This window comes from Mucilaginibacter segetis, assembly GCF_016522075.1.
In the GTDB taxonomy this organism is placed as follows: domain Bacteria; phylum Bacteroidota; class Bacteroidia; order Sphingobacteriales; family Sphingobacteriaceae; genus Mucilaginibacter; species Mucilaginibacter segetis.
On record NZ_JAEHFW010000001.1, the window covers coordinates 1,825,293 to 1,851,692 of the forward strand.

At 42.5% G+C, this 26,400-nt stretch carries 22 protein-coding genes; 16 read left to right on the plus strand and 6 right to left on the minus strand.

What is annotated here, in order from left to right; genetic code table 11:
* Window positions 1-11: 11 nt before the first annotated feature.
* From tmk to I5M19_RS08455, 12 genes are all read left to right on the plus strand, one after another.
* Window positions 12-719: a dTMP kinase gene (tmk, locus tag I5M19_RS08400; protein ID WP_200065757.1), complete on the plus strand. Its 708-nt coding sequence runs from the start codon at window positions 12-14 to the stop codon at window positions 717-719.
* Window positions 706-1,464: a hypothetical protein gene (locus tag I5M19_RS08405; RefSeq protein ID WP_200065758.1), complete on the plus strand. Its 759-nt coding sequence runs from the start codon at window positions 706-708 to the stop codon at window positions 1,462-1,464. The genes tmk and I5M19_RS08405 overlap by 14 nt, the downstream gene beginning before the upstream one ends.
* Window positions 1,461-1,919 (plus strand): hypothetical protein, encoded by a 459-nt coding sequence (locus tag I5M19_RS08410; RefSeq protein ID WP_200065759.1) that lies wholly within the window; start codon window positions 1,461-1,463, stop codon window positions 1,917-1,919. Before I5M19_RS08405 ends, I5M19_RS08410 begins: the two co-directional genes overlap by 4 nt.
* 12 nt (window positions 1,920-1,931) lie before the next feature.
* Entirely contained in the window at window positions 1,932-2,525 is a 594-nt protein-coding gene (locus I5M19_RS08415) for a hypothetical protein (RefSeq protein WP_200065760.1), read from the plus strand.
* A gap of 142 nt (window positions 2,526-2,667) precedes the next feature.
* The gene (locus I5M19_RS08420; protein WP_200065761.1) at window positions 2,668-4,416 is read left to right on the plus strand and encodes a DUF4209 domain-containing protein; all 1,749 of its coding nucleotides are present in this window, start codon (window positions 2,668-2,670) and stop codon (window positions 4,414-4,416) included.
* Between the two features lie 18 nt (window positions 4,417-4,434).
* On the plus strand, window positions 4,435-6,111 hold the full coding sequence (locus I5M19_RS08425) for a hypothetical protein (protein ID WP_200065762.1): 1,677 nt from the start codon (window positions 4,435-4,437) through the stop codon (window positions 6,109-6,111).
* Window positions 6,112-6,537 carry a hypothetical protein gene (locus tag I5M19_RS08430; RefSeq protein ID WP_200065763.1) on the plus strand — a complete coding sequence of 142 codons (426 nt, stop codon included), beginning with the start codon at window positions 6,112-6,114 and terminating at the stop codon, window positions 6,535-6,537. It abuts the gene before it with no gap.
* A gap of 91 nt (window positions 6,538-6,628) precedes the next feature.
* Window positions 6,629-7,711 (plus strand): helix-turn-helix domain-containing protein, encoded by a 1,083-nt coding sequence (locus I5M19_RS08435; protein WP_200065764.1) that lies wholly within the window; start codon window positions 6,629-6,631, stop codon window positions 7,709-7,711.
* 5 nt (window positions 7,712-7,716) lie between these two features.
* The gene (locus I5M19_RS08440) at window positions 7,717-8,163 is read left to right on the plus strand and encodes a hypothetical protein (RefSeq protein WP_200065765.1); all 447 of its coding nucleotides are present in this window, start codon (window positions 7,717-7,719) and stop codon (window positions 8,161-8,163) included.
* Between the two features lie 249 nt (window positions 8,164-8,412).
* Window positions 8,413-9,411, plus strand: a complete 999-nt coding sequence (locus tag I5M19_RS08445) for a CBASS cGAMP synthase (protein WP_200065766.1) — start codon at window positions 8,413-8,415, stop codon at window positions 9,409-9,411.
* On the plus strand, window positions 9,401-9,829 hold the full coding sequence (locus I5M19_RS08450) for a hypothetical protein (protein ID WP_200065767.1): 429 nt from the start codon (window positions 9,401-9,403) through the stop codon (window positions 9,827-9,829). The genes I5M19_RS08445 and I5M19_RS08450 overlap by 11 nt, the downstream gene beginning before the upstream one ends.
* 4 nt (window positions 9,830-9,833) lie before the next feature.
* Complete coding sequence (locus I5M19_RS08455) at window positions 9,834-10,787, plus strand: STING domain-containing protein (RefSeq protein ID WP_200065768.1); 954 nt, start codon at window positions 9,834-9,836, stop codon at window positions 10,785-10,787.
* A 172-nt stretch (window positions 10,788-10,959) separates the two neighbouring features.
* Here I5M19_RS08455 and I5M19_RS08460 read toward each other — a convergent pair whose 3' ends face one another.
* Complete coding sequence (locus I5M19_RS08460; protein WP_200065769.1) at window positions 10,960-12,708, minus strand: UvrD-helicase domain-containing protein; 1,749 nt, start codon at window positions 12,706-12,708, stop codon at window positions 10,960-10,962.
* The gene (locus I5M19_RS08465; protein WP_200065770.1) at window positions 12,701-14,836 is read right to left on the minus strand and encodes an ATP-dependent nuclease; all 2,136 of its coding nucleotides are present in this window, start codon (window positions 14,834-14,836) and stop codon (window positions 12,701-12,703) included. Before I5M19_RS08465 ends, I5M19_RS08460 begins: the two co-directional genes overlap by 8 nt.
* A gap of 179 nt (window positions 14,837-15,015) precedes the next feature.
* Between I5M19_RS08465 and I5M19_RS08470 the strand changes: the two genes are divergently transcribed.
* On the plus strand, window positions 15,016-15,552 hold the full coding sequence (locus tag I5M19_RS08470) for a hypothetical protein (RefSeq protein WP_200065771.1): 537 nt from the start codon (window positions 15,016-15,018) through the stop codon (window positions 15,550-15,552).
* Window positions 15,553-15,575: 23 nt separating this feature from the next.
* A complete protein-coding gene (locus I5M19_RS08475) occupies window positions 15,576-17,123 on the plus strand; it encodes an IS630 family transposase (RefSeq protein ID WP_200065772.1) in 1,548 nt (515 codons plus the stop codon).
* A gap of 15 nt (window positions 17,124-17,138) precedes the next feature.
* On the opposite strand, the gene I5M19_RS08480 is transcribed toward I5M19_RS08475, so the two are convergent.
* The 3 genes from I5M19_RS08480 to I5M19_RS08490 form a co-directional block, all read right to left on the minus strand.
* Entirely contained in the window at window positions 17,139-20,729 is a 3,591-nt protein-coding gene (locus I5M19_RS08480; protein ID WP_200065773.1) for a P-loop NTPase fold protein, read from the minus strand.
* A 136-nt stretch (window positions 20,730-20,865) separates the two neighbouring features.
* Complete coding sequence (locus I5M19_RS08485) at window positions 20,866-21,816, minus strand: HNH endonuclease (protein WP_200065774.1); 951 nt, start codon at window positions 21,814-21,816, stop codon at window positions 20,866-20,868.
* Window positions 21,813-22,856: an HNH endonuclease domain-containing protein gene (locus I5M19_RS08490; RefSeq protein ID WP_200065775.1), complete on the minus strand. Its 1,044-nt coding sequence runs from the start codon at window positions 22,854-22,856 to the stop codon at window positions 21,813-21,815. Before I5M19_RS08490 ends, I5M19_RS08485 begins: the two co-directional genes overlap by 4 nt.
* Before the next feature lie 91 nt (window positions 22,857-22,947).
* Between I5M19_RS08490 and I5M19_RS08495 the strand changes: the two genes are divergently transcribed.
* Together I5M19_RS08495 and I5M19_RS08500 are read left to right on the plus strand one after the other, a co-directional pair.
* On the plus strand, window positions 22,948-24,423 hold the full coding sequence (locus I5M19_RS08495; protein WP_200065776.1) for a hypothetical protein: 1,476 nt from the start codon (window positions 22,948-22,950) through the stop codon (window positions 24,421-24,423).
* A gap of 74 nt (window positions 24,424-24,497) precedes the next feature.
* On the plus strand, window positions 24,498-25,175 hold the full coding sequence (locus I5M19_RS08500; RefSeq protein WP_200065777.1) for a hypothetical protein: 678 nt from the start codon (window positions 24,498-24,500) through the stop codon (window positions 25,173-25,175).
* 1 nt (window position 25,176) lies between these two features.
* On the opposite strand, the gene I5M19_RS08505 is transcribed toward I5M19_RS08500, so the two are convergent.
* Window positions 25,177-26,385, minus strand: a complete 1,209-nt coding sequence (locus I5M19_RS08505) for a site-specific integrase (RefSeq protein WP_200065778.1) — start codon at window positions 26,383-26,385, stop codon at window positions 25,177-25,179.
* Window positions 26,386-26,400 lie beyond the last annotated feature (15 nt).

The window sequence follows — 26,400 nt, forward strand, 5'->3', positions numbered from 1 at the left end:
AAAGAAAGAGCATGAGTATGTTTATAGCTATAGAGGGATTGGATGGGTCGGGTAAATCGACGCAAATCAATTTACTGATAAAAAAATTCGAAGCTGAAGGTAAAGCTACCAGGTTCGTGCATTTTCCCCGTTTAAACCAAGGTATTTTCGGTGAATTAATCGCTAGCTTCTTGCGAGGAGAATACGGCGCAGTAAATGCGGTGCATCCCCAATTGGTCGCCTTGCTTTTTGCTGAGGATCGCAAACAGTTTGCTGAAACAATTCAAGGCTGGCTTGCTGAAGGTTGTTACGTATTGGTAGATCGCTACGTGTTATCTAATATCGCATTTCAATGTGCTAAAACAAAAGATGAGCATGAAAAAGAAAAGCTGCGCCAATGGATTAATATGTTTGAATACGAATTCCAAGCTATTCCCAAACCTGACCTTTCATTTTACTTAGAGGTTCCATTTGAATTTACGCAACGTGCCCTTAATGCGGCCAGGGAAGGTGAGCAGCGAAATTATTTAAAGGGCAAAGAGGATATTCACGAAAAAGACTTGGAATTACAATATGCCGTGCGCAAGGAATACGAGCAGATACTCGAAATGGATGAATCAATCGTAAAAGTCACTTGCTGTGACGAGCACCAACAAATCAAAAGCATTAAAGAGATTCATGAGCTGATCTTGGATATTCTAGAAACCAAACTCACAATTAAGGCGAATGGCGTTTTTTAGATTTTTGTGGAAGAATAGCATTTATCTGCTGGTCAATATTATTATCTTATTGCTTGGAGCTTATCTTATCAAATCTGGCACTTGTTTGGATGTCAATTCATCCGATCAATCCAATTCAACTATATCGATATCAATAGGCACATCTTTGATTGCGGCGTCGATCGTGATGTTTTTAGATTTGTTTCGTCAACTTTCCATTAGCAGAATTTTTGCCCAATTACAAAATATCGTTTATGATGCTGGCTTACAACATATTTATAAAAAAAGAGATATTGATAAATATGACGACCTGGTCAGTGAAATGAGTTCCAGTTTAGATATTGTAGGCTATTCCCTGGGTGCATTTTTTGAGAGTTATTCTGATATCCTTCAAGTGAAGACAAATAAAAACCCGGTAAACCTTCGTATAATGCTGGTCGATCCAGACAGCCTTTTTTCTAAGAACCGGGCACAAAATGAGCTAAAAAGTGAGGGTGCTTTCAGGGAAAAAATAACTACCATGCTTCGTTTTTTCAAAGGCAACAGTAAAGTGGAAATTAGGTTTTTTCATTCACCTATTTCGTCGATGATTTTTCGTATCGATAAAGTTATGTTTGTTGGCCCGCACTTTTATAAAAAACAGAGCAAGGCAACCACGACAATGGAAATCAAACAGGGGCATTGGTTGTTTGAAGAATATCAGCAGGAATTTGAACGCATGTGGGCTGATGCATCACCTGTTGATGATACAAAAATGGGTTTATGAATGTTGATATCATCCGTTTACAAATTGAAGGCCAACTTGATCAGGAAGATGATTTATGGCGTATTGGCAGAAAAAGCACTTGGGCTGATTTAATTATAATAGCGTTTTATGATTATCAGCGTACGAGTGACAACATCTATCTTTTGCGGATTATTTGTAATTGTATTCGCATAAAATTGCTGGAAAATATAGGTGCAAAAAATATTACTTCCGACTTAACTGAGTACGAAAAGACTGCTAGTGATAATGAGACACGTTCCATGCTAATCCATAATTATTTTAAAAATTTGGTAGCACTATCTGTTTCATCCGATATAGACTATGCTTATGAATTGAATCAAAAAATACAATACTTAAAAGTTCTCAACCGGCAATTAGAATTAGATGAATATCCAATCGCGCTATACGACGAGTTAGCCATTACTACGATTAAATTTTTAGCAGAACGGTCCTGAATATTAGCAATCATGGAAATCCGTACTACAAAAGCGGCTCAACTTACTTATGGGTTATTTTACCCGGCTTTTTTTGGTAACATGATCTATGATATTGTTCAAGCCTTGATTGACCCGACGGCTCGCGTCTCGGGTACCCATCCAGGTTTTTTGCAGGGAGTCGAGTTGTGGATCGGTTTGTTATTGATCATTTACTTTGCAATTGATTATATCCATTTGTATGTAGATATGAAAGCTGCAGACATGACCGAGTCTAAAACACCGCTTTATATTATTTGTGACATATTGAGTTCACTATTGTTTTTTTTGGCTTTTGTCGCTCTTAAATATCATCATGCGAACGTATCTGCAGTCTTGGTTGGTCTTGTGCCGCTTGTAATTACGTTTTATAAATGGGAGTTACTCAAAAATGGGTCAGAATTAATAGTCATTGTTATATTCGGGGTGATATCTACATTTTCAACAATTCCCTATTTCATCCAATCGGAAAAAGATTATTCTTATTATTATTTCTGCAACTTGCTTTCCTGTGTTCTGTTTTATACCATTTATGTGTTTTTTCTTAGGGCATTTTTAAACAAAAAAGCTAATTCTGTTACCAGTTAAGTTTAGTAACAAGACTTACTTTAGATTTCAATAAAGTCTTGTGCTATTAGCCGGTTGCCACGTTAATCCTATATTGCTATTGAGATATTGATCGTGAGGGCGCGAAAAAAATCTAACTAGTTACATTATATTGCATATTATTATGAATATAGATGAGCTTTTCCTCTTGATTGACGATCCGCAACAAGATTACGACCGCTTCGAAGTGATGCAGTCTTTTGTAGCGTTGGCAAAACTTGAAGACGGAAATGAGTCCTCATATTGGTTGGAAGTGGTAGCTTTTAAACTCTATCTTAATGGTGAAGCCGAGTTGGTTACTGATTTTGAAGGGGAATTGGCTTCGGCTAAGCAACTAGGTGCTAAAACTTATTACCAGCAAAGGCTGACTATCACGCAAAATCTGCAGACCAAAGCACTCTATGGGCATTTGCTTTGGCAATTACATCGGGGTTATTCGGGATGTGCGACTGCAATTAGTGTTTATTTGCAGCAGGCTGAAGATGTTATAGACCGGTTGAGCGGTGAAGACAAAGTGTTTTCAATTTGGAATGATGCAATACGACCAGCTTTAAAACTAAGCGCTGCTATCAACAATGAAACTGCGTTTACAAAAGGCATCAACTTGGTCAATCGGCTGTTGAATTCTGCTGCTCCGATATGGATGAAATGTAGTATTCTTAATTTCTTGCTGGCGAACCTGAAGAATAAAATCAAGTCGTTCGATCTTGACAACTACGTGCAGGAGGTTTTACAACTTCCATCGGCGCTAAAAGGTTCCAGGCATGAAGAAATTGTCGAAACGGCTATAAAAATAGATCGGGTATTAACGGGTCAGCGGCAAGCTTTGTTATGGGAGCAGTTAGGAGACGCCTTTCAGGCATCGGCTTTACAACGTGAAGATGATGCCATGGGTATTGTAACGATGCCTTGGATGGCTAAAGCAATGGACTGTTTTCGCAAAGCAAGAGCCGATGCTAAATACCAGGCAGCGGCAACGGATTATGAAACGCTGAAGAAAAACCGAAGAACGAATAGTGTTAGAATTCCTTTACTTAATGAAACGCAAGGTAAATTGCTATACAGACAAATTGAACACGTCAAGAAAAGCTTTTTGACCATGCCGATCGAAGATTTATTGGTTAACCTGGCGGTAGATTTGGATTTATTGTTTTGGCAGGGCGCTGACGATGGTTTACGTGTTTATGACGACCTGTCCCGCGCTGTTACTTTTGTCAATTTCGATATCAATCAAAATCCAAAAGTTTTATCCGAAGCCGGAAGCCAACGCTTTAGTGATGCGAATACTTATCATTTGAAGTTTAAAATTTATACCCAAACCTGTGTTAATGCAATCATGCAAGAATTGATCAAAAACGGACAGTTGAATATGCCCTCCCTCGATGTATTTTTTAAAAAATCCTGGATCGGCCAAACCATTATTCAGGCAGAACAAGATCCTGAAAAGAACTATGATTTGTACGCGATGGTTAGACCTGCCCTGGTCTATTACGTTGAACAGGCTACGCGCCGTCTGCAAGGCCAGGAAGCCGATTTTATACTTTGCATTGATACGTTAGTCACCAAATATGAGATGCTCGCTCGAATGCTGTTAAAATCTTTCGGTATTCCTACCACTACCATTGATAGTCAAAGCAGTGAACCGCGTGAAAGTTATCTCCCGGAGTTGCTGGACAAATTGCCAACAGATAAACTAGACCAGAAAGATATGGAACTGATCAGGCATATTTATGCAAAGGGGGGAATGGATTTGCGTAATAAAGTCGCGCACAGTTTCCTTATACCGGAACAATACACATTGGAACTGGCCGACGTTGTCGTGTGGTCTATCATTCGGATCGGGCAATTCACTACTGAAGAAAAATTGCCGTAAATAACACTATTTTTAAACATGCTTAAAAAAAAACGACATGTTATCCATAAAGCTGAAGATCTGCTGGTCTTACTGCGGCAACAACGCAATGTGCATGTCCTTTCACAGTGTGAGATCAAATTAAACATCAATTTATATGAGATCATAGCGGAAAATCCGATAGAGGGTATTGAACTTATTGAAGGGCTTGATCAGAGCACAAACACTGACCTAATAAGTGCCAAGATAACCCCTGGCTTGTATTTAACTAACCTTAGATTTAAAAAAACGTTTGGTATAGTTGACTGTTTAATAAAAGGCCCTGTTATCTTTAATAACGTAATATTTGAGGAGGGGCTTCAGTTTCATTATAATGAACTTATCGGTTACTTAAATTTCAATCAAGTAGTTGTAAACGGGGAAGCCTCTTTTAGTTCTACCCGGGCGCATGACAAATTTTCTATCTTAAAGTCGGTGTTGCCTTTAGGAAAACCGGGATTCAAATATTCCGTTTTTGAAAAGGAAGTTTTTCTATTTGATACCCATTTTCCGAACGGCCTGGACCTTAGTTCTTCGCATTTTAAAGATAAATTGGAGATTAGTCATGGTCACATAAGAGGGCTTTTAAATATTTCTGACGCTCGAGTGGGCCGGTTTGTGCTTGCCGGTGCTTTTAGAGGCGATGAGCGCATTTTGCTGAATGATGTAAATTTGAGTGATACCGCTTTCGAACAACAAGTACAGTTGCATAACATAACCTTGACTGGAACGCTTCGTGCAACGCGAGCCTTATTCGAAAAAGAATTATATATTGATTACAGTGTGTTTAACGGACATGTACGCTTCCCAGCAGTGACAGCCAATGGGATTGTGATGATCGAACATTGTAAATTTGAACAGGACCTGAGTTTTTCTCATGGTTTATTAGAAAAATCGGTGTCATTTACTAATACTGTCTACAACGGAAGTTTATGGTTTACCGGCGCGAAAGTCAACGACAATATGTGGATAGGAGCGGGCCTGCAGGCCGAAGAAGCTGTTTCGTTTCCGGGTACGCTTGGTTTTGAAGCGAGTATTATTTCCGCTAATTCTATTGTACGCATCTTCCGCATTAACACCCAGGAGACTATTAAGGGAAAACTCCATATGCAAAGTGCACTAGTTAAGGGTCTGGTAGATATAAGAAAGGTCTATATAAAAGAGATTTGTTTAGATGGAGCGGTTGTAACCGGTAACCTGCAAGTCAGCGGCACATTAGCACCTTATGTAACAGACTGGCACGGAGCGCGGCTGCTAAAAAATGAAGCAAAAAAAATCAATAATAATATTTCTGCCTTAGCCTATTATCGCCGTGAAATGGAATTGCACGCTAAGGGTTTACATTTCAGACAAACCGGAGATTGGCTCTTATTAAAACTTAACGCATGGTCTAACCGATACGGCACCAGTTGGCTAACAGGAGCAGGATTTACAATTGTTACCGGATTTGTTTTCTTTTACATGTTTGCACTCAGTGCTCACAATTTCCACTTTGTTCAACCCGATTGGCCGGGTTTTCTACAATACTTTTGGTTACCCAACGGTCTTAACGGACTGGTCAACATAAACAATACAGTTAACGGTGGTTTTGTCGGCGGATTTTTCTTTCTGCTTGGGAAAATATTGATCGCCTATGTCATCTATCAAACCATAGCTGCATTTAGAAAATTTCTGTAAATGGTCGACCTGTTAAATTTTGTTGAAAATGTAAAGAACGCTTTAGAAGATGATGAAGTAAAAAAATCTTATGTCGGTTTTTATGATTTTCCCCGCGGAGCTTGCATGGATGCTTCTATACTGCTAGGCATTTTACTTGGTAGACAAGGATTTGGCGACTTCGATCTCGTTTCGGCTTCATATGATAGAGAGCGATTTTTTACCCATGCCTGGCTGGAAAACCAGAACTATTTAATTGATATTACAGTCGAACAATTTAGTGATTGGCCCAAGCAATCACATATTATCAATTTAACCAGTGCGTCAGAACGTTATAATTATTTTGAAATCATATTCAGGGAGCCTTTAATACACCATAATAATGTCCCTGATTTGGGGTTTTATGCTGCCTTATCTTTAGTTGAGGAAAAGATTCGTACTGCCTGAACAGGACTGTTAACACGTTGTGGAAAAAATAGTTATCCACAATCGTATAGTGTAAACTTATTTTTTTATATTTGACTATACGATTTGTAAAATGAGCATTGGCAATAATATAAAGAAATTCAGGCTATCAAAAGCGTTATCGCTGCAGCAATTAGCTGATCTTGTTAGTTTGTCAAAAGCGAGCATTCAGCAATATGAGGATGGTACTACGCAACCGAGTAACAAAGCGTTACTATCTATTGCGCAAGCCTTGAAGGTCAACTTGTGGAGTTTTTTTGAAACGGTTGAAGTAACATTGGAGTTGGCCGAGTTCCGCCATGGCGAGAAGCTGACCGACTCAGAGAGTGAGAAAAAACGTATTCACGACGAAGTGATTAGCCGCTCGCAGGGATTTATGGAATTGGAGAACCTCTTGAATGCGGGAATTAATTTTGATAATCCGTTAGCGGATTTGCTGGTAAGATCAGTAGAAGATGGCGAATCGGCAGCAAAACAGCTGCGGAAAAAATGGAAGTTGCAAAATTTACCAATTGATAGTATTTGCGGTTTGCTGGAAGACCAAGGTTTTAAAATTCTTACGGTCGAACGTCAGACAGATTCACCAGGTATTTGCGGCTTTATCCGTGAACATGAGCAGATGATACCTTTTATTATATTAAATATATTGCATGAACACGTGCGGGAGACGACACGTAAACGTTTTACAATAGCCCACGAGTGTGCACACCTCTTGTTAAGGATGGACGATAGTGTCACTAAAGACTTGGCAGAAAAAATTTGTAATCGCTTCGCCTCAGCATTTTTATTGCCAGCAACAGCCTTAATAGATTTTTTAGGTAGTCAGCGGATCAGTATTTCTTTAGCTGAACTTCGGGAACTGAAGGAGGTTTATGGCTTGTCTATTATGAGTATTATTTACCGGGCGTCAGAAATAGGGTTGATTAATTACGACACCTGCCGGGAATGGATAGAGCATTATAACGGTTGGAGAATTGCCCAGGAAGATTTTGGAATTTTTACTAAATCAAAAGAAGAGCCTACGCGGCTAAACCGTTTGGTCAACCGTGCACTATCTGAACAACGTATTTCAAGGGAAATGGTGGCGCAATTGATGCATGTCCCATTGGACCAGATTAATGACAAATTTGGAAACCAAAAATTAAATTTAATCTAAGCGCCATGTTTGTCTTTTATCACCTCGACGACCTTATTTTGCTGCACCGGTTGCAAGTTCTAAGCCGGATAGCTGCTACTGGCGTAAATGTACTGATACCCGCACTGAAAGAAGCTGATTACTCGCCGGTTTATTGGCAGCAGCTAAGAGAAATAGCAGCGCGGGGCATCATCACGATAAAAGAGCAGGAAATACCGATGGATTTTATACTGGAGCACCAGGTTGTTCATCGCCGTGCAGGGCGTTCATTATTAATGCTCTTGCATTTTTGCCTGTCGGAGCATGCGATCTTGGTAGCTAATGAAGATGATGTTTTTGTGCGTGCGCTGTGTACAGCTTTAAAAGTTCCGGTGTATTCACTGGAGGATTTCAATATTGCGACCATTAACAACAAAATGTATTTTGAGTTTATGGCAGAATTAAAAAAAGAACAAGCCGCAAGGCTTAATTAATAAAAAAACCTGCGGGGTTTGCGGCCTGCAGGTCAATGTGTCTCAAGTAATCAGGAACCGGTCTTCAACCCCGGTAGATACTATGTGACGCTGGGACGTTAATTGCGTTAACGTTGTAAAGATATCAAAAGTCAGACTTTTATCAAGTAAATCTTTACAACCATCCCTGCTGCACAATTATAGCCTGATGCCATGTTTGTCCCGGACATGCTCCAACCCGGTAATTAGTAATCTCCATTAATTCACAACATGGCGAATTGTAACAAATTGTTCGGCGACTTTACAAAAACGGTCACACCGAACGCAGATGAAATGCAACGAATGAAAAACTCCAGACAAGCTCTGGAGAAAAAGATCACTGCGAAACTCCAGGAAAAACTGGGCATGACACCGACCTATTACACACAAGGTTCGGGTGCGCATAAAATGCGCACGATTATTATTAAAGAAAACGGTACTTACGACGCTGACCGAGGTGTTTATTTACCGGAAAAACCAGCTGTAAGCGCGGAAACGGTGCAGAGGTACGTTTATGAGGCTGTGTGCGAGCATACGGCCGATGGTGCCGAACATCGCAAAAAATGTATACGTGTGTTTTACCGGGGCGCGTATAATATTGACTTTCCGGTTTATTATTCGGTTAAAGGCGAAGACTATGCCTACATGGCTGTAAAAGGCAATGGCTGGATTAAAGATGACCCCTGGCATATGATTACTTGGTTTGAAGGGTACAAGGATGAGGACGGGCAGCTTATCCGTATGGTGAAAGATCTAAAAGCCTGGGCTTCTAAATGCAGCTGCAAAATGCCGAGCGGCATTGCGCTCGCTGTGTGGGCTGCCAAGAATTTTTCGGCAGTAAAAGACAGGGATGATGAATGTTTATATAATTTATTGAAAGCAATTCAATCAGCTGTGTTTTTTAGCGTTACCTGCTATGCGCCTGTTGAACCTTACGACGACTTGACGGCAAAGATGAGTGCCGATCAGAAAACGCGTTTTAAAACGGAATTGGACAAATTTGTCGCCGATGCCAAAAAGGCACTGGATGAGCCTAACCAGTTAAAATCATCCCGTATTTGGCAGAAATACTTGGGTGATCGTTTTCCAGACGGAGCTGACGAAGATACCGATCAAAAAGCCAGGGCTTTATATGCGGCGGCCGGTTCCACCAGTTTATTGGGTTATACAGGGCAGTTTAATCATTCTTCAGGCGTTACACCTCAGTATAACCGGAATTATGGCGGTTAAAAATCTCATACCAGAGCGCCGCCTTAACCCGGCGCACTTGCTGCGTCTGGAAATGGCTTTGCTGCGAAAACATTATGGGTTTTTGTCAGCAAAGCTGGTAGGCGGCGTTCTGTATGTTTATGGTTATTGCCAGCCGACGGAATATTCGATAACCTATCATTACAAGGTTGTTTACGATCCGAAAAGCGTGCCTAAGGTTTATGTTACAGAACCTGAGATCGCTTATAAAGATGATATTCACATGTACTCGGATGATCACAGGCTTTGCTTGTATTACCCACCAGATCACAGTTGGACAGAGCACTCACGGCTTTTCGATACCATCATACCTTGGACCCATAAATGGTTTTTGTACTACGAAATTTATTTAATCAGCGGCAAATGGGAACACCCATTCGTCGAACATCGCAAACTTTAAACTTATGGAATTTAAACCCAATATATTTATAGGGTCATCAAAGGAAGGTCTATCCGTAGCCCAATTGGTGGAAGCTGAGTTAACAGATATGGCTGAGATTACCCTATGGACGGTAGCTTTTGAAAATGGCAAAAGTAACTTTGATAATCTCATCAGCCAGATCGCGTTTTACGATTATGCTATCATGATAGCCACTGGTGACGACGTTATCACATCCCGTAAAAAGCGAAGTAAAGGCGCACGAGATAATGTGTTGTTTGAGTTTGGCTTATTCGCTGGCGGCCTCGGCCGCTCCCGCGTGTTTTATATGATAGAGGCAAACACCAAACTCCCGAGCGATCTTTTAGGCCTTACCCTGCCTTTTATTGAGCCGAAAAATGAAGCGTCTGTTAAAGCGGTAGTTGCAGATATCCGGAAACAAATTACCGGTAAAGAGAAAACCTTTGACCTGGGATTTCTCCCTTCAACGGCGCTCGCATACGGTTACTTTGTAAATTTTATTGAACGCACGGTCGAACGCTTATTAGAGGATAAGAAGGAGGAAAAGGTATTTCATCTAAAAAGCGGTGATAGTTTCAGTATTACGGAGCTGAAAATAACCATCTTGTTACCTAATGACCTGGATGACGATATGTTTAAAAAAGTTAAGGCCCAGCGTCTGAAGAAGGGCTGGCAACATATGAAAGTCGATCCCAAAGACGTACGTGATTATGATTTCTCTATTGATGTTTCCAAGGTGGCTGCTGGTTTGCTACATCTGGTGGACATACCTTTGACTTTAAATGCGCTAAATAAATCCATTCGGATGTATGCCAACCGTCAACATATTGGCAAGGATGTTAAAGAAGGGTTATTAGAATACCGGGAGATCCGAAATTTCCAGCGTACGCTAGAATTTCTTATTAAACAAAGCTCCCTGGCGAGAGGAATTGTTAATGTAGAAATTGTAGATATCTAATATAACTAAACTTTTATCTCAATTTGGATTTGCGCTGTAATTGTAATTGTGATTTTCCTACTCCCTTAGGACATGATCTCTCAAAGTTCGGACTTCCGGAGTTCCACTTTGAAATTCAAGCCCGTTTCTATACGCAAGGAATCTTTATTTTATAACATTAGCAAATTGCAATTTAATTATCGTAATCAAACCGTACACTTGCCAGTTGTAAAGTCGCAAACATCGGATTTCTGCTTCTCATCCGACCACTTTCTGCAATGAGGTGCAGCTCTTTTTTCGCTCGTGAACAAATCACATAAAGCAACTTTTTCGCAGCGCTAACTTGATCAGCTTCATTCCGGTTAGGAATATAGCCTTGTAGTAACCCAAAAGCGATGACTGTATGGAATTCTTCTCCTTTTATGCCATGGCACGTATTGACCACTACACCCTGATTGTGGCGGAATAGTCGGCGAAAGCTTTGGATATCGGTCGCATAGTTATATTGTGGGTCGTCCAGCCTGCGTTGGGTGCCCACAAAAAAATAGGTCCAGTGCTGCTTTAAATTTGCATTAGATTCTATATCGATTTCAAGTATGGCCAGCAATTGTATAAAGCAATCTTCTAAATACTTTAAGCCTACGGTATGATCGCTTTTAATTAAATTGAATACGCGCAAAAGTTTCTTTGCCTTACGTTGTTCGCTATCAAAAATGTCAATGCCCATGGTTTGGAGGCTATCCACCAGTTCATTAGCCCAACGGGTACGCACAAAATACATGTTAGGTGCCGGATCAACTAGAAATAGCCGCGCTACCTTGAACCATATATTTTCCTTGCTTTTGATAAGTGGAGATAGGCCGATTGCATCAAAATTGACGTCCGGTAATAGCTGTTTAAGTTTGCGGCCCATAGGAATAACCAGCCACCATTGCGGCGCGAGTACGCATATTTCCTTTTCTGCGATACCGGCCGTTATCCTTTCACTGATAATCTCTGCTATATGCTCAGCCAAGCTGTCTTTATCTACTGTTTCGTTAAAGGTGATCTGGCCTTGTTGACCAGCGTAAGCACACATGGAACGAATGTCAATAGCTGCGGTTTGATAATGCCGATAATAATCAATCACCCTTTGAGTGCTCCGGTAGTTTCCCGACAATTTCATTTCATTAATATCGATATTTCCGAAACTGGCTTTGATGTCAGATAGAGAGCGGGCTACGCCGCCTAGAGAGCCATAAATAGCCTGGTCTTGATCGCCGACCATAAAAAGTGTGGTGTTATCTAGTTTAGCGGTAATGATTTTGGCTAAAATTTCATATTGCAGTTCCTGCGTATCCTGATACTCGTCAACACAGATAACCTGAAAGAAATTATTCAACGTTCTTGCTATTTTAGGATAACTGGCTATGAGCTTATAAGCATAATATAAGAGTTGATCAAAATCGATCAGCCCCTGTTCTTTCAGCGTGGCATGGTACTCCCGTAAAAAGTGATGATACTTAGATACCTGTTCCGCAAATGACCCGTCAGGTTTTAAACGTGTCGTGATATTGTCCCAGGTAAAATCATAGGCCGCCCTCAGTGTGGATAATAATTCCTCCGTTTTGTACTCGTCGGCAATCACGAATCCATTTTTGAGCTCAGGCAAATAGCCCAAATAGGGCGTAAGTATCCATTCTAAACAAAAAGCGTGTATCGTACCGGTCCATAATTTGGTCGCGTCAATATCCATTCTGTCCAGCCGTCTTTTGATCTCGTCGGATGCCCGGTTGGTAAACGTAAGCGCCACCACCATTTTTTTGCCCGTGAGGCGTTGGAGTTCGTAAGCGACTTTGTGTGTTAGCACTCGCGTTTTCCCACTTCCCGGACAAGCTGTGAGCAACACATGATGGTCAGCTACCACCGCTGCTCTTTGTTGATCGGTCAGGCCTTCAAGCATGGGTCATATATTTGATCAACAGACTTATGGGGTCTTTTGGCAATTGACCCACAAAATAGCTCAATGCTTTATCCTGTTCTTTGATGGCTGAAAATTCCTCCAAGATTTTTTTATAATCGGTTTTATCCCCGTCAAAAGTCGATTTTGCCAATGCTTTTAGCCGATAACTAACCATTGGGATCAACGCTTGCCAACTTGTATCTTTAAATGCAAAGGCAATTGCCTTGATGATATAATCGGGTAATACTGTTAAATGATTTATATTTTCAGAAATCATGATCGCAAACCAGCCTTTGCCAAATTTCTGTGCTAATCTCAAAACTTCCTTTCCGGCTACAGCAACATTCGCATCATCCAATTTGGAGCCGATGTCATCCAATGTTTTTTTTGTCTTGTATTCGTCGGCTATCGCTAACTTAATCTCGTAACTGTTGTTGGCCTGCAAAAAATCCACCTCAAAAGTGTACTTCGCGTAAAATACTTCTATCCAAGTGTTTCCATCAATGAAGGCATCCAGTTTGTCTTTCCGGGTTAATCCTGAAATCTGCGAATTGCGGCACCCTTTAATTTCTGCACTCTCATCGTCTTTTTGTGGAGGTAAGGGAAGGATGGAAGTGTCGAGATCTGTTAAGATGGCGCACTTCTTTTTTACGCGATCATCGTGAAATAATATCGCAATATTTTCGAACCCGGTGCTGCCGATATTTACCAGCGTGAGCCCTATTTCATCGAGTGTGACGCCAAAAACCGCTTTTATTAGCGCTGGTATTAATATTTGTTCTGCATCACCTTCAACCAATAACACGCCTTTTGCAAAGAGTAAGTTAGTTCTTACAGCATCCAAGTAACGTTCAATACCGGTAATTTGAGAGGGCGTTAATCCATTTGAAGGATTGAACACGACCGCTTGTTGTTTGCTGCGACTCAGTACGTTCAGTGTACTAATCCGACTTACTGACGATATTTGTGTCGAATGTGTAGTGATTAATATTTGTGTATTATGGCTATGCAGCTTTTGAAATAACGTTTTCTGTATATGCGTATGAATATGAGCCTCAGGTTCTTCGATGAGTAAAAAATTGGCAATTTTGTTGTCTGATTTAACTTTTTCGTATTCTAATAATTTTAAAGACAAATAAATCAAGTTGGCACCGCCAAGGCTGAGTTCCCATATTTTGCCTTGATAACCGTCTTCGTCAGGATCGCCGACCCATAGTTTGAGCGACTGCAACAATTTTTCCATATCTGCTGGCAATTCTGATTTGATATCTATGGTCGGTGCATAGGTCTCGCCAACCGCTTGCCTGATACTATCTGAGATGCCTTGGGACACGCTCTTTACCTCATCAAGTTCAGTGATCTCGGCGTTCAACTCGTCAACCTTTTTAATGATATCATCTTTTTTAGCGACATCGATCGTTTTTTCCTTACCTCTTAACAAGTTCAATAAAGGATTATCTTTATAAGACCGGAGATCGGCCTCAACATCTCTCAGCGCCTTAATAAAAGTGCAAGACAACTCGTTGGGTAACGAAACTCCATAAAGCCGGATCCCATAAACATCGTTTTCTTGTTCATCAGGATTTGGAAAGACGATGTTCTCGAAATCACCCACATAATCTCTATAAATGTCATCATCCGAAAAATCACCGTTTCCTCTGCCCCGAAAAGTTAATTCATAATCATTGATCGTCAGGTAATCTAAAATATCTTTTAATCCGGCTTGGGTTTTATAGGTGTCTTGACTGTAATCATATAATTCTCTTCGTTTCGCATCCTTTGGTCGTAATATAAGCGAATAACTACCTTTAGAACTATCCAATTCATCCATTGTACCGGCCTTATGCATTGCTAAGACCTGAGCCTCCTCGCTGACATCGAGATCGCCAAATTCAAGTTGAATTATGATCCAATGGCCACGCCAATCACCAATCGACCGGTTAAAATCGGATTCATAAAAACGGATGTGCCGGGGCATGGTTTCATCGATCAGGTAACGTAACGCTTGTAAAATGTTCGTCTTTCCAGAGCCGTTTTCACCAATTATCGTATTTACTCCTTTTGAAAAGCTAAGGCAAATATTTTTGAAGTTCCGAAAGTTCCGGATAGATAGTTTTGAAATGTACATGTGAAACCGATAAAGTAGGTGTTTTAATTTAAAAGTATTTAGTGTAAAAATACCAGTTTTTATTTTGATAAAACTTAGTTTAGGCCATGGGTATACTTGAAACGATTGATACTGAGCAGCGGGCCAGTTTAACAACCACCATAAAAAAACTTACCGAACGCTGCCGGACAGAAATTCCTATGATACGGAAATCCGCAAAAAGGGCAATGGCAACCTATCCGGAAAATAGTGAGGGTTATCATTTCGGAACCGTCCCGCTACGTATGCGCTTAGCGGTTGTAGACATGAATGTATTGTTTGAGAAATTGCTCAATGAAACAGACCCGGACGCACAGAACTTGTTAGCCAGGACATTGAGTACGCATTTCTACGAATTTTTTGAAGATGTGCCGGCCATGCTCGGTAAAAAATTTCGGACAGTTATTCAGCGTTTTCCGCCTTGGGAAAAAGTGGAGGCGGACTTGAATATCCTGGTCAGCAGTTTTAACGATACCAAACGTGCCTGTATCGAACGGCATAAGTTGGTGCGGCATAATGTGGGTGCTCATCGCGATGAAGATGGTATGTTACAAGCGAAGATCATCGATAATATCAGTATGGAGTGGACTGTATCTGATTATTTCCGGCTAGCCGAATGGATTGTTAACTATTTAGATTTTGAGTTCCGGATAGCAGTATTGGCAGAACGCATAATGGACGGAACTTATAAACAATAAAAGACAAGAAGTGTTCCTAAAATATGCTTCGTCATCAAATTCCTCAGGTCACCATGAACCGATTGCGGTTGGAGTTCATTCGGGGGAATTACTGCGCGCATCGCTTGGCTAAGGAACTTAAGCTTTCAACGATTACCACCTGGCGTTATGGAAAAGAGTTTGAACGGATTCAAGCGGAGTATCCTGAGAAGTTAAAGGATCTTAGCTTTTATATACCTGAGCCGCCAAAACCACATCGGGAAACGCCGTTATATGTACAGCTGATGCAGGTGCTGCCCGATCTGATCCGTGCGGAACGGCCCGGTACGAAAGCCAAGCCGGTTTGGGAGAAATATCATGTTTTATATCCTGATGGTTACAGCTACTTTCCCTTTAAGGACTTTTACTATAAATGGCTGGCTGAAAACCCGGGCTGGGAACCGCCGAAATTGATAGAACATATTCCAGATGCTGATTTAAAGATATTGGCTAAGTGGCGGCATGGCAATGATCACCGCCGCTGGCAGATCGCCACAACGTTACGCGCGGCTTTATCTGGTGCGAATGTGGCGCAGATTATGGAGAAGGCAGATTGCGAACGTAAGTCAGTTAATGATTGGTTAAATACTTACCGCACCAAGGGATTAAAAGGATTTGACTTAGTACCACGTAAGACCAATGAGGGGGTGGTCAAACGCATCGCCGAACGAAAGGACAATCTGGTTAAACTGCTGCATGAGACACCGAAGCTGTACGGTATCAACCGCACCAGCTGGACGATATTGGCATTAACCGGGGTTTATAACCGTATTTACCCGGTCAAGGTCAGTTATATGCAATTATCGCATTCGTTGAAAGCATTGGGCTATAGCTATAAAAAATCCCGTGACATGCTGACCAGCCAGGACCCTAAGTTCCGTGAGAAGATCAATCACATTCAGCATATGCTGCAAAACCTGAAACCCAATGAAAAATTCTTTTCCATAGATGAATATGGCCCGGTAGGTATCCGTATCAAAGGCGGCCGCACCATCAAACACACCACGGCCTCACCCGACATCGTACCGGAAAAACAAAAATGCAAAGGTTTTATCATTTGCACCGCTGCGCTGGAACTCTCGACCAACCAGGTAACGCATTTTTATTCCCAGAAGAAAAATACCTTTGAAATGATCAAATTATTAGACGTTTTGATCGAGCAGTATGCGGATCAGGAGCGCTTATATTTATGCTGGGATGCCGTGAGCTGGCATAATTCCAACATACTCAAAACCTATATCGAAGATCATAACCAAACAAGAACACCCGAAATCAAAATCGCCCCCTTGCCATCCTGCACCCAGTTCCTCAATGTCATCGAATCCGTGTTCTGCGGCCTCGCCAAAGCGGTCATCCACAACAGCGATTACGCCAGCACTGATGCCTGCAAAGCCGCCATCGACCTGCACTTCACCGCCCGTAACCAACACTTCCTGGCCAACCCCAAACGAGCCGGGCGCAAAATCTGGGGCAAAGAACTCGTCAAAGCCCACTTCAGCGAAACCCATCATACCCGAAATCGCAACGGTATGCGCGGTGCCCGGCCAGAGTGAGTAAAATAGTTGGGCCTATAGCAAGCTAGAGAATGAAAAACGGCATACCAGATCAATGTTGGCTTTGAAAACCGACATAGTCAATGGTATGATTTTTTCACTGAGATTATAGATAGTTTCGACCTGGGCAGGAATAGTGAGTAAGTCGCTAAGCGAAAGGGTAGATTCGCCTTCGATAAGTTTGCTTTCCTTTAAAGTCGCCAAGAATGAAACGTTATCATCAGCCGATTTGACCATGTGGAATAAGCCTTCTACGAGTTGTGGTCGCCCTGTGATTACCCCTAGTATAATTATGGCCGCATAATAATAGTCTAACTCGTTGTACAAAGTCACCTGAAAACCCTCATGCGTCCGTAGAATACGGAATATATTGATGAATCGTTTGATAGTACGTGGCGAATCACCGATCAGAAAGGCCAGCCCTTGCATAAAGTTTTCTTCTTCGACACTAATTAACAGTTTGGCAGTATCAACGGGTTTTGAGGGTTGGGCAATCGAATTTTCTTTGGTTATTTCTTTTCGGAAGTCGGTGCTTTCTTTTGACTGTATATTTTCGGGCTTAATGTCGCGAAGTCCTGTATCCGCTAGACTGTTCGTCGCCAGTGTAGACGGCGCTAGTTGTTCCATCGCCGAATTATCTTCCTCCACCTTCAGTTGCGCGGCTATGAGGGAGGCTTTGCTTTTTTGGTTCATTGGTTTGAGTGCGAACGGAATTTGGAATATTTTCTCAAGATAATCAGAACTAGTGGCGATGACTTCCTCATTGTCATTTTTATCCTTTTCGACTTTGCGGCGGAAACCATTTTTAAGATGCGGATAATGTAGATGCAATGCATTATGCATCCATCGGGGATCGACACCAACAACAACTACAAAAAGCGGAAATGCCAGAAGCAGGTTCATCGCCTCCAGCACTTTAACAACGGTGTCTTCTGAACATCGATCCAAGTCATCGATGTATAAAATAATCCGTTCTAATTCAAATTGAAGTTTTGTAGTCGGCTGTCCGTCGTTCATGGTTCGGGCCTTTCTCTGTTGACCAAGTAGGTGATCGAGTTGTTCGAAGTCGCGCCGCACCCAGGAAATGATGCCGAGACTGTTGGCATAACGTTCATCGGCTACCCGGCTTTCAATGAAGTGAATAACTTTGCGGCCCGATTTGATATCGTCAATGTCCTCTTTTAACTTCTGCTGACGGAGTTCTAATTGTTCTATCTTGGTAGTTAACTTTGCAGATTCCGCTTTAGCGCCGGAGATTTGATTGTTAAGCTGCTGCCTTTGTTCCAAAAACTCGTCCTCCGCTCGCTTTCTTAATCGGCCCAGTGTATCTTTTAAAGGCAAGAGTTTTTCATAAACCAGCTTTAACTGCTTCATGGCCGGGTGGATAATATTCAAGCCCGTTGCCAGTAAACCGCTAAGCGCGTAGATCAGGTATTTATACCGATCAAATAAAACACTGACGGCGACGGATACAGTTTTGAAATAATAGCTGATCCCGATCAATACCGCAAACGTTATGAATAGAAATATCGTCCGCTTACTGGCGAAGAACGGACCTGATATTTTTACCGATTTGATGAACCGGTCCCAATAGCTATCAACCTCGCCTAATTGTTTACTGATGTCATCTACCGCGTCAATTTTGAGGAATTTGTATTCATTCTTTAAATCCGTTATTTGCTTTTGCACGGCCGCATCGCCCATAAGTTCCTGTAGAATAACCGATATGGATAAATTACTAAGCTTGGCAGATTGTGTGGAAACTTTGGTATCGAAGACTGCTTTTTCGTCAGTGAGCAAAGTAATGCGGCGATCCACTTCCGTTTTTTCGCTTTTGGTTTCCGCGATCAATTCTTTAGTAGAGCTGAGGTTTTGAAAGAGGTCCTTAAGTTCATCCGGGCGGTCTTTTCCGTATTGCTCCAGATCTTCAAAGATTTTCGTGATTAGGCTTGCCCAAAGGTTGGCATCGGAATAATGCCAGGAATTAAAATTGATTTGAAGGACCTTTTTGCAAAACGTAGTTTGAGGGCCAGCGCTCAATTCATCGATTTTTGACTGTAGCTTATTCATAAAAAAGCTCTTGCCGCTACCCCAATTACCGAAAAGTCCGATAGCTAACGGGGGAGTTACTTCTTTGTAGACCATTACTGCCGCGAGTGCATCTACATCCTTTTGAAACCCTAAGCTATCTTCAATATCCTTAGCCGCACTGTCGGAAAAAACACGCACCAAACTGGCCTTATTACCTATCAATTCCCCGGGCTCATTAATAGCCCGCTGCATATCTTCGTAGACAGGGGAAAATTCGGATTCGCTGATTTCGAATAATCGTTCATCACCGGACTCGAATCGGTCGTTAAGGGTACGGATAAGCGAAAATTGTTCGGCGGTAAAATTATAACGGTAACGTATTAAGCTGATTCTAAATAAAAAGCGCTCTCTGGCATCATTTTCTCGTTCCAGTGCCCGTGTCACCTGAAAGATAAAAACGATATTCTCATCTTTTGAATTATCAATGGCAATACCCAACTCACCGACCCTTATTGCTCTAAATCTCTCATATTCCGGGCGCGGCATCCTGGACTGGTAATCTGCATGAAAAAAAACAACCGTATCTTCGCTTAGATCATCTGTCGCCCAATTCGGCCCGTTAATTTTTAACAACCAAAATTTAGCATGAGGAACAATTACGGTGTCTTTAAGTAATATCTCCTTAGCCAACTCGCGGTATTCCGCCCACTTCAGAATGTCAGACAATATCTTATCCCAGCTGAATTCGGCCTGATAAAAGGTTGTTACAATCTGATCAGGCATTCCTGCTTCATCAAACGCTTTCCTGACGTCATTTCTCGCGCGTTTACCATAGCCAACGGTCATGTCATAGGTTTCCAGGATGGTAACCTGTCCATTTTCGTTTTTAAACTTATCCTTATTGTTCAGTGCTAGATTACCCAACTGGCTGCCTAGGTTAACCGACTCTACGACCAAATAGCTATTGTCCGGACGGGCCACGCTGCGCAGCACAAATTTGTACTCATCATTGGAAAAAAGAAAGCCATCCGTATCCCAGGAACCGCTGGGCGTGCCGTAAGCAATATCTGTGTGACCCTCACACCGCCAGCCTGAAGGTAGAATTTGCGGTTGCAACCGATCCAGATAATTATAAAATTCCTGCGCAAAAATAAATGGCGACATATCAATCTTTTTTGGAGCGCTTATTGATTTTTCGTAACGAGCTAAATGACGCTCTAAACTTGTCAAAATATGCAATCGGCCATTCTCTGTTAGCGGATATTCAAAATATTCGACTTGATAATTGGCTAATTCTTTAGGTATTTCGATGCCACGTTCAACGAAAGGTAGAACAGGTATACCAGCTTGCATAGCCATGCCCAATTCCATAAGTAAACTAGACGAAAAAGATCCCTGCGCCGTTAAAAACAAAATAAAAATATCAATACCATTCAGGCTAGTCTCCAACACTAAGTTATGTGGCTCAGTGTCTTGAATGATTTTGACTTGATGGTTTAATTGATTAAGCTTAGTGATGATAGGTGCGATAAGATCTCGGTCTTTAGCACTATAGGAAATAAATATATTAGGCATTATAATCGTGTTCGTGAAAAGGTGTCTAAATATAGGAAATATAGCATTTAATCAAGCAAAAAATGAGAGTAATCCACCATGATCTTTCGGGCTTTACGCAGATCTCTAAAAAAGGCTATGTGCTTTATCGATGTCTCTAGTATGATGTCGTTTGTATCCGACTGGGACGAAAAATAAATTCCCGGTGATAGTCGAGGTAATGTCTTTGTGCGGTGTTGAAGCTGCCGACGTTTTGGGGTGTTAACTTCCAGATGGCGACAGTGGGGTCGGTGATGGGCGGGACGGCCCAGAGGACGTCGCCGTTGTTTTTGAAGGATAGCCAGCCTTTGTCGAATAGGCAGTCGACGTGGGGGCTGAGGAGTAAGCCGTTGTTGCCGTCCAGTTTTTCTTCGTTGTCGGACAGGCGCCAGGGTTTGATGTGGCTGGCGATGAGGAATTTGACGTCGCTGGCGCCGGTTAGCCGGCAGTGTTTTTCGATTTTTAGCAGGCGTTGGCGGTAAATACCCTGGCCGACACGGGCTTTGATCAATTGAGTTTTTTCGGTTTCCCGGATCGGTGAGGCAGCGATTTGCTGTTCAGCGGCATTGTTAATTAAACGGCTTTGAACGTCATCCAGACTGTCGATCGTTACGGCGTTCGATCTGGAGATCAAGCCTAAAAGTAGTTCCCCTAAGTTAGCGGAGATCTCTGCTAAGTAAATGCTTTGGTTACCGTTGCCGTTTTGTTGTAAAGGCGAGTACTTTTCAGGCAACAGGCGTTGAAAGAGTTCGATGTCCCTTTTGGGGGCGAATGGCTGTTCCAGTTCCAGCCAGAAGACCTTCACCAGGTAACCGTCGGGATTCCACTGATCGCCGGTGCGGCCGAATTCATCGGGGATATTGGAGGCGATACAGCCCGATTCAATGATGCCGACGGCTTTAACCCGGCCATGTGCATAAGAAAAGATGACATCACCCGGTGAAGTGAGGGTCATGTTGAAATAGCCCTGGTTGAAATGGCCCAGCTTGTTCGCTTTCGGTGACCAGATATAGCCGCCGCCCAGCTCTTTCCGTACGGTTTGCTTATGATTGACCCACCAGAATTTCATACCCGAATATAAGGCAATAAAGTCTCAAATCCATTATTCCGGGCTATCGTTGCCAACGGTTGTAATTGTTCCCATACCCGGTCGCGTTCAAATAAGTGGAGGTCCGGAACAATCGTCAAATAATCCTCCAGGAATTTATGCTGGGGCGCCACTTGTTGTATGACTTCTAAAGCAGATCGTTGTAAATTGAAATACGGTTCGAAATAAGTGTCGAGCGGGGGTAGTTTGTCGCTTTTGCTGCTGTTGAAGGCCCGGTCGGCGGGGATGAGGTTCCACATCAGGTCATGGGAGACGAAGGCGTAGGGGAGGAAGTGCTCGACGGCATAGTCGCCAACAGTGAGTCGCTTATGGGTATAGATACAATCCACACTGCCCAGTTCAGCCAAAACGAGGTCCCAGAATTTGCGTTGTTCGGTCAGGGCTTTGCGTACCGGCAGTTTGATCAGTTTGTTCGGGATATCGGGTACGTTCGGGTTCTTGGCCTGCAGATAAACCGCCAGGTTCCAGTAACAAAAGTTTTTCAGGATACGGGCATGGCGCTGCAAATAAGTTACCCAGGCCGGATTCAACTCGATATGATCGGCGTAGAGCGCATACAAACAGTTATTTTCAAAACGCTGGGAAGCCCGGTAAGCCGCCTGGCTATCCGCTGCCCGGAACCAGGGACTCAGAAAACGGTGCGGTACCTCGCCGTTAAAATAACGCAATGCACGTAAAGTAGCTTTGTTGCTGGTATGGGCTAACTGGTTGAAAATAAATATCCTATCCGCATCGATCGTCAGGCTTTCCAAACCCCTGATCGCCTGAATTGCCTCCTGCAACTTATCCTGCTTGCCAAACGAAACCTTGAAATAATTCACCGTATACCAGGCATGCGCCACCATCTCCGCGAACAAATCCCGCTTAGCGATCGTCCTTTCACCCAGCTCCACCCGCCCCAGCAAAGCCAGAAACCAGTAAAACTTATACGTCGCCGAAGTATTTTTAAAACACCCCGCCAGCAAATGCACCGGTAAACCCTCGTGATCAGGCAAGTCCATGCTCAAATATAGCAATTAAGCCTTCCGCTAACGGTGACAAATATTTTAAAAATGTTATTGTGTATATTGCATCTACCTTCAAACAATTATCATGATTTACTTTTCAAATTATTTTCGTGTTCAGGAAGATATTATTGACCGATATGGGGCATTTAATATTTCATTAATCAACGATTTACCACTGTTTATTGACCCTTTCTTATTATTTGGAAGCCAAAAGAAAGAGTATCAGCAGCTCCATAAGGAGATTGTAGACTATTTGATTTTTTTGCGGGAAAAGGCGGCTTTAGGAAATATCAGTGACGGTGAAAAAAAAGCTTGGTTTATGTTTCCGGAAGTTGAGCAAACATGGCTTGGTTTCAGCGTAATTGGCAATAGTGGTCGTGGTTTAGGACCTAAGTTTGCAAATTCTTTATCTATCAATATGCCCGTTGTGTTTGCTGATTTAGGTGAAGAAAAAATTTCTCAGACTTCTCACCTCGAAAAAGCTGCCTTATTTCAAATTGGTATTGGAAAGGATAATATCAGTGATTTTACCACTAACCTGATTAAGAGGTATTTATTGGAGTATACAGAAAAATTTACGCTTAGTCACATAGCTGCAGCAGACCGAGCGAAATTTAAGGTGGATAAGGTGTATTTCGATTATGATTTGAAACGTTGGATGCCCAAAGAATTTACACTGCCGCTTTTTCAAGATGACTATGTTTTGCTAACGCCTGTCGAAATACTTACAAAAGATGAAAATTGGATTAACGGGGGCGACCTGCATAGCCAATTCCATAAGGTTTGTAACTCAATAGCGAATAGCCAATTGAGAAGTGAAGTAAACAACTATTTCAGTAACAAACTACCGCGGATAACCAAATCTCATCCGAAGATCACGCAGAAAGAAAAAAGCGCCGCTATAATAGAAACACTGAATAAATTTCCGAAGATCATCGATTATTATATTAAACTCAAAGAGGGTAATAAAGACGGTGCAAAACGGATGTCTAAGCAAAAAGTGGAAGAGGTTAAATCACTTTTCGTAAATAGCGTGACGCGTTTACTTGACAAACTAAAAGAAAATACGGAGTTTTTCGTTCCGACTACGGAAGATTCTTTTACGGCCAGTTTAAAGCGTGTCAATTTCATGAAACATGTTATTGAAAAGAATGATGGTTATCGAATTTTCTACGTCAAAGGCCAGCCAATTAAGCGTGAACAGGACGTCCAAATTATTTTTAGATTAACATGGCATGCAAGCACCTTTGATGTTAATCGAGAAGTCAACAATGGAAGGGGGCCGGTTGACTATGCGGTTTCTAAAGGAGCCGCAGATAAGACGCTCGTCGAATTTAAACTTGCTTCTAATAGTCAGTTAAAAAAAAACTTGCAAAATCAAGTGTCAATTTATGAGGAAGCTAACAACACCACGAAGAGCATCACGGTCATCGTTTATTTTACTTTATATGAGTTACAAAGCCTTAAGTTATTATTGAAGGAGCTAAAACTGACTGAAAATAAAAGTATCATACTCATTGATGCACGGAGTGATAACAAAACCTCAGCTTCAAAAGCTTAGTTTAATTAGCAGATAATCATTTAGTTGTTTCTGATTGTAATCATTGTTATATTCGGATTACTAAACCGAATAGCATGATTGTTACCAATATCACCATTAAACAACTGGTCGAATTTAGAAGATTATCTGACCGCAGCCGCAAGACTTTCGCGAACCGGATTCAAGTGCCGCAAACTGCTGCATCCGGCGATGGCGGCGGAGATTACTGGATTTCTTGCCTGAGTGCAATTGGAAATACCTTCCGCGTGTTAAATAATCAATTGATTACCGATAAGATAGGCGAATTAGACCGGAAGTATCAAACGGCCAAGCATACCAACACAAAAACCATGTATAAAAGGAATCTGGAGATTTTGCAGATCTACCAGAATTTTAACTTGGCACAATGGCGCCCATCAGTTCCGTTGAAATTTTTGACACGTCCCAAGATTACTTTAATGCTAAAGAACGTTCCGTTGCAGATTTTGCCGCAGCATGTCTTTGGTTTTGACATTAACGGAAACCAAATGGTAGGCGGGATTTGGTTTGTTCATTGGTTAGATGGTTTTAGTGTTGGTGATTTAGGTATGTACACGGAAGCGATGTATAAATACTTGAATTTGGTTTATGGATCAACCCATCAAGTGGATCCGGATTTTTGTCTTACGGTTGATGTCGTTGATCAGAACGCGGTGAGTTACACGCAATTGCTTAATGGAAGTGTAACGTCGCTGCTGGATAATACGCTGGACGAACTCAACAAATTGATTTAATTTACTCTGCTTCAGTCACCAGGGTTAAGGCTTGCCCGGTATAGATTTTTTTGACCGGTTGCATGTCGGTGCGGACTTTGGTGTCGGTGACGCGTGCATAGTGCTGCGTGGATTTGATGCTGCGGTGGCCGAGCATCTGGCCCACGGTTTCGAGGGGGACGCCATTGGTCAGGGTTACCGTCGTGGCAAAAGTATGGCGCGCGCAGTGATAGGTCAGGCGTTTGTTCAGGCCAAGTTCCCGGGTGATGTCTTTGAGGTAGGCATTGGCTTTCTGGTTGCTGATGTTGGGCAGGAGTTTCCCTTCGGGCCGGCGGGGATGGTGTGCATAATGCTGGAGGAGCAGTTTGGCCGGGGGCAGGAGGGGCACGCGTACCCGGTTATTGTTCTTGATGCGGTGGGTTTGGATCCAGGTTTCGCCGTTTTCCGTGACCAGGTCCGTAGCTGCCAGTTTTACGGTGTCCGCATAGGATAGGCCGGTATAGCAGCTGAACAAGAACAGGTCGCGTACCACGCTCAGCTTTTTGGAAAAGCGTTTGGTCGCCAGCCGGGCGAGTTCCTCGCCGGTCAGGTAATCGCGGTGCACTTCCGTCGCCCGCATGCGGTGGGCGATGAAAGGGTCGCGCTGCAGCCAGCCAAAATCCATCGCGATCCGCACGATCGTGCGCAGCTTTTTAATAATTTGTATCGCCGTATTATTTTGGACATGATGACCGGTCTTTAAATAATACTCATAGTCTTTCACGAACTGATGATCTAATTGATCTAAACGCAAGTCGTCGGTTTGATACTTTAGTTGCAGAAACTTCTTCAACGCCTTATAACCGGCTTGATATTTCTCCAGCGTGGCTTTCGAATAGTCCTTCCCGATCAGCCCGATAATATAGTTCAACTGGTAATTCCAGACCTCCGACAACATTTTCGAGGGCTCCAGTTCTTCCCCCTGCATCAATTTCCGGACCTGCCGCGCCGTAAAAGGCTTCCCCGCCGCGTACAATTCCTGCCGGCACTGGTGTGCCCGCGCATACAACAAATCCAGCCAGGCATTGATACTCCGGGCCTCCTCCTTATTCCCCTTCACCCGGCCGGCCTGCTTATCCCAATCCGCCGGCCTGCACTTCCGCTGCGTCGACAGGTCTTCCGTATGCCCGTTCACCGACAGCCGCCCATAAATCATGCTAAGTTCCGCCTGCTTATTCTTCGGTGGTTTCAAATAAAACCGAAACCC

Excerpts from the sequence above, each read along its gene's own strand:
- I5M19_RS08435 (WP_200065764.1), top strand. The coding sequence starts at position 6,629 with ATGAGCATTGGCAATAATATAAAGAAATTCAGGCTATCAAAAGCGTTA.
- I5M19_RS08475 (WP_200065772.1), top strand. The coding sequence starts at position 15,576 with ATGCTTCGTCATCAAATTCCTCAGGTCACCATGAACCGATTGCGGTTG.
- I5M19_RS08405 (WP_200065758.1), top strand. The coding sequence starts at position 706 with ATGGCGTTTTTTAGATTTTTGTGGAAGAATAGCATTTATCTGCTGGTC.
- I5M19_RS08445 (WP_200065766.1), top strand. The coding sequence starts at position 8,413 with ATGGCGAATTGTAACAAATTGTTCGGCGACTTTACAAAAACGGTCACA.
- I5M19_RS08410 (WP_200065759.1), top strand. The coding sequence starts at position 1,461 with ATGAATGTTGATATCATCCGTTTACAAATTGAAGGCCAACTTGATCAG.
- I5M19_RS08420 (WP_200065761.1), top strand. The coding sequence starts at position 2,668 with ATGAATATAGATGAGCTTTTCCTCTTGATTGACGATCCGCAACAAGAT.
- I5M19_RS08490 (WP_200065775.1), bottom strand. The coding sequence starts at position 22,856 with ATGGACTTGCCTGATCACGAGGGTTTACCGGTGCATTTGCTGGCGGGG.
- I5M19_RS08500 (WP_200065777.1), top strand. The coding sequence starts at position 24,498 with ATGATTGTTACCAATATCACCATTAAACAACTGGTCGAATTTAGAAGA.
- I5M19_RS08415 (WP_200065760.1), top strand. The coding sequence starts at position 1,932 with ATGGAAATCCGTACTACAAAAGCGGCTCAACTTACTTATGGGTTATTT.
- I5M19_RS08495 (WP_200065776.1), top strand. The coding sequence starts at position 22,948 with ATGATTTACTTTTCAAATTATTTTCGTGTTCAGGAAGATATTATTGAC.
- I5M19_RS08485 (WP_200065774.1), bottom strand. The coding sequence starts at position 21,816 with ATGAAATTCTGGTGGGTCAATCATAAGCAAACCGTACGGAAAGAGCTG.
- I5M19_RS08425 (WP_200065762.1), top strand. The coding sequence starts at position 4,435 with ATGCTTAAAAAAAAACGACATGTTATCCATAAAGCTGAAGATCTGCTG.
- I5M19_RS08430 (WP_200065763.1), top strand. The coding sequence starts at position 6,112 with ATGGTCGACCTGTTAAATTTTGTTGAAAATGTAAAGAACGCTTTAGAA.
- tmk (WP_200065757.1), top strand. The coding sequence starts at position 12 with ATGAGTATGTTTATAGCTATAGAGGGATTGGATGGGTCGGGTAAATCG.
- I5M19_RS08480 (WP_200065773.1), bottom strand. The coding sequence starts at position 20,729 with ATGCCTAATATATTTATTTCCTATAGTGCTAAAGACCGAGATCTTATC.
- I5M19_RS08450 (WP_200065767.1), top strand. The coding sequence starts at position 9,401 with ATGGCGGTTAAAAATCTCATACCAGAGCGCCGCCTTAACCCGGCGCAC.
- I5M19_RS08440 (WP_200065765.1), top strand. The coding sequence starts at position 7,717 with ATGTTTGTCTTTTATCACCTCGACGACCTTATTTTGCTGCACCGGTTG.
- I5M19_RS08460 (WP_200065769.1), bottom strand. The coding sequence starts at position 12,708 with ATGCTTGAAGGCCTGACCGATCAACAAAGAGCAGCGGTGGTAGCTGAC.
- I5M19_RS08455 (WP_200065768.1), top strand. The coding sequence starts at position 9,834 with ATGGAATTTAAACCCAATATATTTATAGGGTCATCAAAGGAAGGTCTA.
- I5M19_RS08470 (WP_200065771.1), top strand. The coding sequence starts at position 15,016 with ATGATACGGAAATCCGCAAAAAGGGCAATGGCAACCTATCCGGAAAAT.
- I5M19_RS08465 (WP_200065770.1), bottom strand. The coding sequence starts at position 14,836 with ATGTACATTTCAAAACTATCTATCCGGAACTTTCGGAACTTCAAAAAT.